The sequence below is a fragment of the Stenotrophomonas sp. genome, from assembly GCF_050737575.1.
Lineage (GTDB): Bacteria > Pseudomonadota > Gammaproteobacteria > Xanthomonadales > Xanthomonadaceae > Stenotrophomonas.
Genome location: NZ_JBOHXW010000004.1, coordinates 11696 through 23688 on the forward strand (window position 1 = coordinate 11696; position 11993 = coordinate 23688).

Consider the following 11993-nt stretch of genomic DNA (forward strand, 5'->3'; position numbering starts at 1 on the left):
GCACGGGAGAGGGGAGTGGCAGGCACTGCCGCAGCCACAGCCACCGCACACGCCTTAAAGCTTCAACACCTCCACCTTGTAACTGGGCTGCTCGCCGCTGTTGTCGATGATCAAGCCATGCACATCCGACTCAAAGCCGGGGAAGCGCGCGTTCTGCTCGCGGGCGATGCGCAGTGACTGGATGATCGGCTCATCCTGGGCGCCGAAGCGTTCGCCCGGCATGATCGTCGGGATGCCCGGCGGGTAGGGAACGAGCATGGTGCCGGCCACGCGACCGCTGATCTGGTCGATGTCCACGCGCTCGATCTCACCTCGAACCAGGTGGTTGTATGCCTCGGCCGGCGTCATGACCGGCTCGGGCAGGTCCACATACATCTCGCGCATCACCTCGGCCACACGGAATTCACGGTTGAAACCATGCAGTGCATCGCACAGGTCGCGCAGGCCCCAGCTGGCGTAAGCCTCTGGATAGTCCTGGGCCAGGATGGGCAGAGAGCGGCTGAGCGGTGTGTTGGCATCGTAAAGATCCTTGAACGCCATCAACTCGGTAACCAGCGTGCTCCACTTGCCCTTGGTGATGCCCATCGAGAACAGGAACAGCACCGAGTACAGATTGGTCTTCTCCACGGTGATGCCACGCGTCCACAGGAACTTGCTCAGCACGGCGGCGGGAATGCCCAGCGTGCCCATCTCGCCATCCATGGACAGACCGGGCGTGAGCAGGGTGACCTTCACCGGATCGATCAATACATAGTCGTCGGCGAGATTGTCGAAGCCATGCCAGCGGGCATCCGGGCGCAGATACCAGTCCGGGCGCGAAGTAACCATTGGTTTGGCGCTGTCACCCTTGGCGAGCGTGCGCTCCACGCCGTCGGGCTGCCACACCTTGAACCACCACTCATCGCGGCCAAGATCCTCACTGACGTGCAGCATCGCGCGACGGAAGGCAATGGCTTCATCGTGCATCTCCTGCACCAGCGATCTGCCGGCCTCACCTTCCATCATTTTCGAGGCCACATCACACGCAGCGATGATGCCGTAGTGCGGGCTGGTGGAGGTATGCATCATGAAGGATTCGTTGAAGCGCTCGGCATCCAACTCGCGCGTGGCAGCGTTGCGGACATGGATCATCGACGCCTGTGAGAACGCCGCCAGCAGTTTGTGCGTGGAGTGCGTGGTGAAGATGATGGCGTCCTGCTCGCGTGGCTTGCCCTTGGCCATGCCGTAATGGTTCTCGTAGAACGGATGGAAAGCGGCGTAGGCGTACCACGCCTCGTCGAAATGCAGGAAATCCACGGCCGAACCGAGGTTGTCGGCAATTTTCTCGGCGTTGTAGCAAAGCCCGTCATAGGTGGAGTTGGTCACCACGGCGATGCGTGGTTTGGCGCCGGGCTTGGCAGCCTTGCTGGCCAGCGGGTTGGCCTGGATCATCTTCTGCAGCGCCTCGCCGGAGAACTGGTCCAGGCTGATCGGGCCGATGATGCCGTGCGCATTGCGGCTGGGAGTGAAGTACACCGGGATGCCGCCGGTCATGATCAAGGAGTGCAGCAGCGACTTGTGACAGTTGCGGTCCACGAACACGATGTCGCCCCGCGCCACGGTGCCGTGCCAGACAATCTTGTTGGCCGTGGAGGTGCCGTTGGTGACAAAGAAGGTGTGGTCGGCGCCGAAGTTGCGGGCTGCCTCGGCTTCTGCGTCGCGGATCGGGCCAGTGTGATCCAGCAGCGAACCGAGCTCCGGCACCGAGATCGAGAGATCACTGCGCAGCGTGTTTTCGCCATAGAACTGATGCAGCGCACGACCCACCGGCGATTTGGTGAACGCCACGCCGCCGGCATGGCCCGGTGTATGCCAGGAGTAATTCGATTCGGCGGCGTGGTGGATCAGTGCCTTGAAGAACGGCGGCAGCAGCTGCGCCATGTAGTCGTCGGCCGCACGCATCACCTGGCGGGCGATGAAGCTCTTGGTGTCCTCGAACAGGAAGATGTAGCCGTGCACGTACTTGAGCAGCTTGCTCGGTATCTTCTCGATGGTGCGGCGCTCGCCGTACAGGAACACCGGCAGGTTGGCGCGACGCTGGCTCTGCTCACGCAGGAAGGCGAGCAGGCGCTGGAACTGGTCGCCGTCGTCCTCGGTGCCGTCGATGGAAATCAACACCGCTGACGCCGCCACATAGGTGCGCGCACCGGCGCGTGCGTCATCCAGGGTCAGGCCGCACAGCACGCGCTGGTCGTTCTTGCGCAGCTCATCGGCCAACGCGCGGATCAGGATGCCGTTGATGCGTGGCGACTCGTAATCGGCATCGATGATGACGATCGGGTAGTCCAGGGATTTGAAGTACATGGTGGTTTTCCTTTTGCTTCCGAGCGGGGGAATCAGTTCGTGGACGCACGCGTAGCACCGGCCGGCGTGAACCTGGCCAGGCGTTGCTTGCGGCGCTCATCGCTGAAGAACGGGTAGAAGACCGTGATGAACAGAACGAACAGGAAGGCGTACTGGACGATGCTGCCGGACGAGCCATAGATCGCCCACAGGCAGTACACGACCGTGATGCTGGTCAGCACCCAGAACGCGCCGGTGTGAACCAGCGTGTGCGAACGCTCCACCACGAAGTAGCAAGCCACGCAGGAGTAGATGTAAGGCAGCAGGGTCAACACCACCGCGGCGGAGGTGATGACATCGAACTGCGCCGATGCAGTCTCGGAAGTGGAGGTGATCAACACCGCCAGCGTCATCAGCACTGCGACAATCAGAACGCCTTTGACCGGCACTTCGTCTTTGTTGAGCTTGCTGAAGATGCTCGGGAACAGGCCGTCATCCGATGCGGCCTTGGCGCTCTGCGCGGTCAACAGAATCCAGCCACCCAGCGAGCCGGCTGCACCGACGAAGGCGCACAGGCTGACCAGCGCACCGCCCCAGCCGCCAACGGCATTGGCTGCTGCCAGTGCGAACGGTGCATCGGATACCTGCAGGTCCGCATTGGGCACCATGCCCATGATCACCGACGAGCTGGCGATGTAGGCGATGGCAGCCAGGAACACGCCGGCCAGCGTTGCGCGGGCGACGTTCTTTTCGGGGTTTTCGACCACGCCGGCCGTGACCGACGCCGATTCCACGCCGATGAAGGCCCACAGCGTCAGCGCCGCTGCGCTGGACACCGCGCCGAAGTTGGATTCGCCCGAGACGTTGTAGGCGCCCTTGAAGATGGTCGGGTCAAAGAAGAACCAGCCGAAGATCGCGATACCCAGGATGGGGACCAGCGCGAAGCTGGTGGTGACCGTCTGCACACGGCTGACGAACGACGGCCCGATCACATTGGCGAAGCTCAATGCCCAGACCAGCGCCAGGACCGCGATGCAACGCGGCAACGGTTCGGAAAGAATCGGGAAGAAGTAGCTGAAATAACCAACCGCCGCGATTGGAATGGCGACATTGCCGATCCAGTTGGCGAACCAGTAGATGGTGTTGGTCTGAAAGCCCATGTACGGGCCGAACCAGTCGCGTGCATACGCGTACGGGCCGCCCGCTTGCGGCGCGAGCTTGCCCAGTTTGGCGAACACGAAGGCCAGCAACAGTGCACCGGCGGTGGTGATCAGCCAGCCCCAGATCGAGGCGGTGCCAATCTTGGCCAAGCTTGAGGGCAGTAGAAACACCCCCGAGCCCATCATGTTGCCGGCAACCAGGAAGGTTGCTCCAACAACGCCTATTTTTTTCTGACCAGCCATGAGATGTCTCCTTTCGCCGGCACTGCCGGAGCGTTTTCAAGAGGGTGGACGGTGTGTGGATTACGGTGCTGGCTGCCGGTGCCGTAGCGGCCGGCTGGATGCTGGCATTGCTACTTGATGAAGCTGTATTGAAGGCTGCCTTGCACTCGCAAGGTGTCGGCGTTGCGGCCGTCCTGGAGCTGCTGTTGGCCGTAGAGCACTTCCATGCCCATCGTCCAGGACGGGGCAGGGCTCCACAGCAGGTTCAACGCGCCATAGCGGCTGCGGCGGAACGCGTCCAGCGCAAGCGCATTGCTGTCGTCCATGTGCAGTTGCCCGTAGATCAGGTTGGAGCGCCACATGTCCGACCAGTAATGCGTGTAGCCGAAGAAGCCGCCATACAGCGGCAATGCCTTGAGCTGGCCGTTGGCATCGATGGCCGCATCCAGGCCAGAGCCGGTGAGGTCGGCGGTGTAGCGCGCGATACCTTTGCCGCCGACCAACCCGAACAAGAGCAGGTCGCGCTCGGCGACCGCCAGTGAGCCGCTCAGTTGCAGGCCGCCACCGAAGGTGCGGTCGCGACGGCCATCACCGTCATAGCCGAGGCTGCGTGCCACTGCGCCCAGCTGCAGGTGACCCCAATCCCGTTCCATGCGGGCAACCAGGGTGACATCGGGCATCCGCTCGACCGAGGTGTCGGTCTCGTTGGTGTTGGCCAGCTGGGATTCGGGGTCCTCAGCCGCCAAGGTCAGGGTGTTGCCCTTGCCCAGCGAGAAGCTGTGGTGGATACCCGCCACCAGCAGATAGCCGGCGGCACCGGGGCCGGCGAAGTCCAGCGTGTCGGGCAGAGAGTCGGCATCCATGAAGGTGGAATAGCCGTAGCCGGCATAGGTATTGCCGAGCTGGCCGTAGGCATGCCGCAACCGGAACTGATAGCTGTCGCTGCTGCCGAAGAAGTCGTTTTCCAGGTAGAAACGCAGGTTGCCGCTGGTGGTTGGCCGCCGCGCCTCGAAGCTGAAACGCGTCTGCTTGGCATGCATGCCGAAATGGGAGACATCGCGGTGCGGGCCGCCCACCGGAATCGAAGCGGGGATGAATTGCTCGGTATCACCGGCAGCGCGGCTATCGGCAATCGCGTCAAGCTTGGCGTAGCCGCCCAGGCGGATCATGGTTTCGGTGCCGGGGATGGCGAAGAAACCTTTCAGTTCCGGGTCGGTTGGCGAGGGCGCGTTGTCCGGTCGCGAGGCGCCGGTGGATGGATCGGCCACCGAATCGCGTGGCGGAAGAATGGCGGCCGATGCGACGGCGGTGCGTTGCGGCGCGGCTGCTCTCTGCGTGGCTTGCGCGGCGTTGGCTGAAAGCGGGGTGTTTGGCTGTGCGGGTGGAGCAGTGGGCGGCGCGGAGGGCGGTGTTCTTCCATGTTCCCGCTCCAGCGCATCCAAGCGCTGGTTGAGCGACTGTAGATGCAGCTCAGCGCGGCTGATCTCTTCACGCAGGGCAGCGAAGGAGTCCTGTGCAACGGCCCATCCCGGGGCCAGTGCAAGGGGCAGCGCAATAGCCAGGGTTCGTGGTTTCATCGCCTATTCCAAGGAGAAAAAAGCACCACACGCAGCCCGCGTCAATGCCGGCCACGGCGTTTGCATTCATGTGACAAATCGCGCTCGATCGTTCCCGACAAGTGCGGCGAACCAACCTCTTCACGTTGTCCGAAAAGTGGTGATGGAGATGTGAATCAGGAGGGCTGAATCACAGAATCTGCGCGCTTTCTGATGATTCATGACAAGGGCGCGCGGAATGCGTTGCGATAAACGTTTCCGAGTGTGATTTTCGGAGATGTACAGGCGCCCTCGGGCCTGCGGCTGTCGCCTCGGTGTCGCAAATTGCAACGCTCGTGCAGGCCGCTCATTCAGTACGTATGGCAGGCACAGAGGTGCCTGCTCATGCCGCTGCGTCGTTCGTACGATGCGCTTCCCTACAAATGCGTCTTGGCGTTTTCCATCAGTGCGATCAGGCAGGTCAGGAACGAAACCGGCAGGTGCTTGGACAGCTCGACCATCTGCAGCTCCAGCGTCGAGCGGACCCCGGTCGTGATGATGGCGGTGGTTTCCGCCTGTGCGGAGGTCAGCCAGTCGACACCGATCTGCAAGGCCACGCTGATGGCGCGCAGGTGATCGACATTGGGATTGAAGCCGTCGTCGCGTTCCCAATGCGCGATGGTGGCGCGATTGACCCCGAGCAGCTTGGCAAGATCGGTCTGCGACAGCCCGCGATTGACGCGTGCGGTACGGATTCTGTCTGCGATCAATCGGTGCGGGTGACCGATCACGTCGCCGTGATGTGCATAGCTCATTGAATACTCGCTGCGTGCTGTCGGAAAACGTGTTGTCTATCGCCGGCAACGCAATGGCGTCAATTCAACTTGAACGTGACGAGTAGCGATGTGTGGAGAAAACCGCCTGCGCTGGCAGGTTTTCAATGAACTGCGATTTTCGCTGGATGCTCTGATTCTGGACACAGAAAAACGCGGCTCTCGGCGGCGATTCCTGGCCCGTGAGTGTGCGCTGACGGGTGGGCCGTCCCGCAGGCCGCACACCACGAACGCGTCGTGCAGCAGTCCACAGAACACCGGAGCGATACCAGCACAGCTCAATCGTCAGTCCCGATCACACCTTCAGCCAACGGCACGCGCGTGCCGTCCAGCAATCCCCGGCTGACCTTGCCGTTCTCGATGAACAGCAGTTCGCCGTTCTCGCCATTCTTGATGCTGCTGTCGATGGCGATGACGCGGCCGCCGTGAAAACTGCTGACGTGCGGCATCGAGGTGTGTCCGACGACGATGCGCTGCAGGCCCAGTTGATCCAGTACGGACTGCACGCCTGCCGTATCCAGGCGTCCATCGAAATAGCCGCGATACCAGATCGGGCTGGTCTTGCCGTCGTACAGTGGTGCGGTGCTCGGGTCGGCTTTTACTTCAGCTTTGGCGCGCCCCAGCGAGGCCTGATACGCCGCATTGGTTTGCTCCGGCTGCAGTGCCAGCTGCACGGCTTCTGGCGATATGCCGCCGTGCAGGAACAGTGTGTCGCCGATGCGCAGCAGCACCGGACGGGTGCGCAGCCACTGGCCGATCACCGAGTCGGCGCCGTACAACTGCGCGTAGCTGCGACCGAGCAATTGTGCGCTGCGCAGGTATTTCGGATTGACGTAGCGCAGGTCGTCGTACAGCACCATCGTCTCGTGATTGCCGAGCACGAAATGCACCGCACCGCCTGCGTCGGCCGCTTGTTGCTGCAGGCTGTACAGCAGCCAGAACGCCTCGGTCACCTGCGGGCCACGGTCGAAAACATCACCGGCAATCACCAGCGTGTCAGTGCCCAGGGCCCACTGGTCATTCGCGTCAATCACGTGGTTGGCGCGCAGCAGGTTCACCAGCAGCGCGTACTGCCCATGAATGTCGGACACCGCAACGATGCGCGGCACGGCAGGCAGCGTCGAAACCGATACCGGCGCAGACGGCTGCAGCGTGATCGGATGCGGATAGCCACACAGGGAAGTGAGCGTGGTGGGCGTATCAATCAACGTGCGCGCATACACCTGGTCATTGCAGATCCAGCGCGCCAGCAGCGCATCGCCGTTGCGGAATACATACGGGCCATCCGTATCGACGTGGTCGGCAGGTGCCGGCACTTCCTTGGCGGAAGCGGCCAGCGGCAACAAGGCGAGCAGGAGCAGGGTGCGGTGGAGGATGTGCATCAGGCGGGGCTTTCGGTAACCGATGCGGTGTGCATCGCCCCGCAGCCTACGCCGCCCTCAGCGGGGCGGCATGTGCTATCGGTTTGCTTTGACAGGCGATTGATCGCTTCAGTTGCGTTGCAGCGCCGCTCGGTCAGGCGGCGGTGGCAGGGCTTCATTGCCCAGTACAACGCGGTTGCGGCCTTGCTTCTTGGCTTGATACATGGCCGCATCGGCGCGCGCCATCACCCGCTCGTAGTCGGGATGTCCGTCGTACAGCGCCACGCCAATGCTGGTGGTGATATTCAAACGCAGGTCATCGCTGAGCGGCACCGGGGAATCGGAAATGCGCTTGCACAGGCCATCGGCGATCACCAGCGCCTGTTGCTCCTGGATCGCCACCAACACCACGACAAACTCTTCGCCACCGTAGCGGAACACGTAATCGCTGCCCCGGGTGAACTGGCTGAGGATGCTGGCGACGTGCTGCAGTGCGCGGTCTCCTGCTTCATGGCCGTGCGCATCGTTGATCGCCTTGAAGTGATCAAGGTCCAGCAGCAGCACTGCGAAACTGCCCTTGGATTTTTCGGCCAGTTCAATCTCGCGGCGCAGCACCGTCGGCAGGAAGCGACGGTTGAGTAGATTGGTCAGTGCATCGGAACCGGCATCCAGCTCGCCGATGCGCTCGAACAGCATGCCGAGCAGGGTGCGCATCTGGCCCACTTTCGCCCGCACATCCAGCAACTGCGCCGCGCGCTCCTGCGGTGTGCTGTCGCGTTGCAGCGTGTGCTGCAGCAACGCATCGATAGCAGCGATCAGGTCGTTGATCTGCTGCGTCTCACTGCTCTCGCCGAAACTCGGTATGCCCTTGTGGGTGAACCACAAACCAAACTCTGATTGCGCCAAGGATTGCGCGCCATCCACTTCGCCCTGGCTGGCCAACGCGTAGAGCAGCGTGTTCTCCCAATCCAGCAGCAACGCCCGTTGACGCTCACGCTCGGTGCTGACGTTCTGCACCAGCGAGAACAGGCGGTACGCAGCGTCGGTGCGCGAGGAGCGGTCGCGTGCGTTGGAATAGGCCAGCGTCATGCCTTCCAATGCGATATCGAATGACGCAGTGAGGCTGGCGATGGCCATGTGTGCAGCTTCGCCGTGCCCGGCGTGTTCGGCGATCAGCGCGAACATCCGTTGCTTCAATATGCGTGTGCCGCGGGTGACCAGATCCACCGGGATGCCGATGCGCGCATGCACGTCGCCTACCACACGCTGGGCAGCGATCAAGCTTTCCACGTTGTCAGGGTTTGCCTGCAAAAGGTTCGTTATCCAGCGCTGCATGGCCGGCTGCAGACGCTCCCGCACCTGGTCATGCGACAACGAACGCGACGCGCGCTTATCGTTCATCATCACCTTGTAGAAGTGCGCAGCCAGCTCCGCAGCGTCGCGGTCGCCCAGCTCGGCCAGTACCAGGCTGGCCTCCGGGCCCGTCGCGGCGAGGCTCTTCTTCCAGTCGCTGATCAGCGCTGCGCTTTCTGCGTCGGCGTTGTGGGAGGTTACGTTGTTCATGCGTAGGATTGTGCGGCTGCCAACGGGCAGAGGTGGGTTATCGGCAAGTATCGCTGTTGGTTGAGGAGAAACTGTGCAGAACTTGGTGTTGTCTGACCCTGCGGTTGCCTGCAGGGCCATTTGGGCGGGGGGCGGACGATGATCAGCGCCGGCCCGTTTCCGTTGATGGCATTGGTGGCGTTGCTCGCGCTGGGATTGGGCTGGGGCTTTGCCCGCGCACTTTCCCCGGCCGCTGACGGCCTGCGCAGCCGCGCCGGTGCGGTGGTGCTGGATGCCTTCCTGCTCGGCTTGCTCGGCGCCCGCCTGGCCCATGTGGCGCTGCATGCGCGGGATTATCTGGCGCAGCCGTTGTCGATCATCCGCCTGGGCGACGGCGGTTATTCGATCTGGGCGGGCCTGCTGGTCGCTGCCGGATACGCATTCTGGAAGACCCGCAAACAGGCGCCGCGCAAGCCGGTGCTGCTCGGCCTGGCCGCCGCAGCGGCGTTGTGGGCGATTGGCGGCATGACCTTGTTTGCGGTGCAGCGCTCGGCGATTCCATTACCTGATGCGGTGCTGGTGGACATGCAGGGCCAGCCGGCGCCGCTGACCGGTTTCCTGGGAAAACCGGTGGTGATCAACCTGTGGGCGACCTGGTGCGGCCCGTGTCGGCGCGAAATGCCGGTGCTTGCAGCGGCTCAGAAATCCCACCCGCATGTGCAGTTCGTGTTTGCCAATCAAGGCGAAACACGCGAAGAAGTCGTTGCCTATCTGGCATCCGAGCAGATGCTGCTGGATAACGTGTTGCTGGATGACACCTCCGCGGTGATGCACCAGACCGGCGCGCGAGCGCTGCCGACCACGTTGTTCTTCGGCGCCGATGGCCGTCTGCGCAACGTGCACATGGGCGAACTTTCACGCGCGACGCTGGAAACGCGTTTGCGCGAGCTGCAGTGATTCCCTTTTTTTGAAGAGGTAAACAATGATTCGATCGCATTCAATGCTGCTCCTGCTGGCCACCGTCGCACTGGCCCCCGTTGCCTGTGCCCGTGACGCTGAACCGGCCAAGCCCGCACCGGCTGCTGCGATGGCAACGGCAGCAGCCACTGCCAAGCCCGCCGACGCCAACGAGCCGGCCGTGGTGAAGACCCTGCGTTCGCAGGGCGTGGAATTCATGGGCACCTTTGAAACGCCGATCGGCCTGACCGGTTATGCCGGTGTGGCCGGGCAGCGTCCGCTGGCGGTGTATGTCTCCAAGGACGGCCAGTACGCCGTGGTCGGCACGCTGGTCAACGCCAAGGGCGAAGACGCCAGCGCCGACAAGCTCAAGGAACTGGTGTCCGGCCCGATGGGCGCGCAGGCGTGGACCAAGGTGGAAGCCAGTCATTGGGTGGCCGACGGCAAGGCCGATGCGCCGCGCATCATCTACGCCTTCAGCGATCCCAACTGCCCGTACTGCAACCATTTCTGGCAAGCAGCACAGCCGTGGGTGGAATCGGGCAAGGTGCAGATCCGCGAAATCCTGGTGGGCGTGATCCGCGAGGACAGCGCCAACAAGGCAGCCGCGATTCTGGGCGCGAAGTCGCCGGAAGCGGCGCTGCTGGAGAACGAGCGCAACTTCGCCAAGGGCGGCATCAAGCCGCTGGCGACGGTGCCGGTTGAAGTGCAGGCCCAATTGCGCGCCAACGAAGCGCTGATGCTGGAGCTGGGCTTCCAGGGCACGCCGGGCATCCTCTTCAAGGACGCCGATGGCACCGTGCAGATGCGCTCGGGCATGCCGCAGGGCAACGACCTGCAAACCGTGCTGGGGCCGCGCTGATTCCAGCGTGGGCGCGTGCGGCGATGTAATAGTCTCCGCCGCACGCGCCTGACTAAGCTGGCCCCGTTTTCCGGAGCCAGCCAGCCATGAGCCACGACCACAACCACCTGCCCAACGAAATCCGCCACGAGAAGCCCCTGTGGTGGGCCTTGGGGTTGACCACTTCCTACCTGGTGGTGGAAGTGATCGGCGCCTTCTGGACCAACAGCCTGGCGCTGTTGTCCGATGCCGCGCACATGGCCACCGACGCGCTCGGCCTGATGATCGCGCTGACCGCCGTGCGCTTGAGCCGGCGCCCACCCGATGCACGTCGCACCTACGGTTACGCGCGCCTGGAAGCCTTGGGCGCAGTGACCAACGGCCTGCTGTTGTTTGGTGTCGGCATCTACATTTTGTGGGAAGCGGCCGAGCGCTTCCGCGAGCCGCAGGCCATCGCCTCCACCGGCATGATGTGGGTGGCGGCCTTCGGCCTGGTGGTCAACCTGATCGCCATGCGCCTGCTCAGTGCCGGTAGCGGCGAGAGCCTGAACGTCAAAGGCGCCTACCTGGAAGTGTGGAGCGACATGCTCGGCTCGGTAGCGGTCATTGCCGGCGGCCTGATCATCCACTTCACCGGCTGGACGCTGGTCGATCCCATCCTCGCGGTACTGATCGGTTTGTGGGTACTGCCGCGCACCTGGGTACTGCTGCGCGAGGCGATCAATGTGCTGCTGGAAGGTGTGCCCAAGGGCGTGGTGCTGGGCGATATCGAACAGGCCCTGCGCGGCCATGCCGGTGTTTCAGGCATCCATGACCTGCATGTGTGGGCCTTGGCTTCCAGCACGCCCGCACTGACCGTGCATGTGGTGATGAACGATGGATACGCGCCGGACGCATTGCGTCGCGAACTGGCTGATCTGCTGCACGAGCGTTTTGAGATCGACCATGTGACGGTGCAGGTGGAAACCGACCACTGCGGTGATGACTGCGCGGAAGTGAAGCAGCATGCTGATCACGATCACGATCACGATCACGAAGGGCATTCGCATGGTTCGGATCGACAGGGGCATCACGGGCATGTGCATCGTTGAGTGACGCGCCCCCTCTCCCCAACCCCTCTCCCGCGAGGGGAGAGGGGCTTTAAAGCTGTAGTTGCCAGCATTGCTTCAACTCGCGGGAAACCAAAGCCCCTCTCCCCTCGCGGGAGAGGGGTTGGGGAG

9 protein-coding genes are annotated in these 11993 nt (G+C 63.0%); 3 read left to right on the plus strand and 6 right to left on the minus strand.

What is annotated here, in order from left to right; translation table 11 throughout:
- Nucleotides 1-54 precede the first annotated feature (54 nt).
- From ACREP4_RS08590 to ACREP4_RS08615, 6 genes are all read right to left on the minus strand, one after another.
- Entirely contained in the window at nucleotides 55-2343 is a 2289-nt protein-coding gene (locus tag ACREP4_RS08590; RefSeq protein WP_431595773.1) for an Orn/Lys/Arg decarboxylase N-terminal domain-containing protein, read from the minus strand.
- Between the two features lie 32 nt (nucleotides 2344-2375).
- The gene (gene adiC, locus ACREP4_RS08595) at nucleotides 2376-3725 is read right to left on the minus strand and encodes an arginine/agmatine antiporter (protein ID WP_431595774.1); all 1350 of its coding nucleotides are present in this window, start codon (nucleotides 3723-3725) and stop codon (nucleotides 2376-2378) included.
- A gap of 110 nt (nucleotides 3726-3835) precedes the next feature.
- Nucleotides 3836-5281 (minus strand): DcaP family trimeric outer membrane transporter, encoded by a 1446-nt coding sequence (locus ACREP4_RS08600; protein ID WP_431595775.1) that lies wholly within the window; start codon nucleotides 5279-5281, stop codon nucleotides 3836-3838.
- Between the two features lie 395 nt (nucleotides 5282-5676).
- Complete coding sequence (locus ACREP4_RS08605) at nucleotides 5677-6054, minus strand: helix-turn-helix domain-containing protein (protein WP_431595776.1); 378 nt, start codon at nucleotides 6052-6054, stop codon at nucleotides 5677-5679.
- 296 nt (nucleotides 6055-6350) lie between these two features.
- Nucleotides 6351-7454 (minus strand): metallophosphoesterase, encoded by a 1104-nt coding sequence (locus ACREP4_RS08610; protein ID WP_431595777.1) that lies wholly within the window; start codon nucleotides 7452-7454, stop codon nucleotides 6351-6353.
- Between the two features lie 108 nt (nucleotides 7455-7562).
- Nucleotides 7563-8996, minus strand: coding sequence for a diguanylate cyclase (locus ACREP4_RS08615; protein ID WP_431595778.1), 1434 nt, complete (start codon nucleotides 8994-8996; stop codon nucleotides 7563-7565).
- A gap of 138 nt (nucleotides 8997-9134) precedes the next feature.
- Between ACREP4_RS08615 and ACREP4_RS08620 the strand changes: the two genes are divergently transcribed.
- The 3 genes from ACREP4_RS08620 (at nucleotide 9135) to ACREP4_RS08630 (ending at nucleotide 11864) form a co-directional block, all read left to right on the plus strand.
- Nucleotides 9135-9932 carry a TlpA family protein disulfide reductase gene (locus ACREP4_RS08620; RefSeq protein WP_431595779.1) on the plus strand — a complete coding sequence of 266 codons (798 nt, stop codon included), beginning with the start codon at nucleotides 9135-9137 and terminating at the stop codon, nucleotides 9930-9932.
- A gap of 43 nt (nucleotides 9933-9975) precedes the next feature.
- The gene (gene dsbG / locus ACREP4_RS08625; protein ID WP_431595780.1) at nucleotides 9976-10794 is read left to right on the plus strand and encodes a thiol:disulfide interchange protein DsbG; all 819 of its coding nucleotides are present in this window, start codon (nucleotides 9976-9978) and stop codon (nucleotides 10792-10794) included.
- Nucleotides 10795-10880: 86 nt separating this feature from the next.
- Complete coding sequence (locus tag ACREP4_RS08630; RefSeq protein WP_431595781.1) at nucleotides 10881-11864, plus strand: cation diffusion facilitator family transporter; 984 nt, start codon at nucleotides 10881-10883, stop codon at nucleotides 11862-11864.
- The last annotated feature ends 129 nt before the right edge of the window (nucleotides 11865-11993 follow it).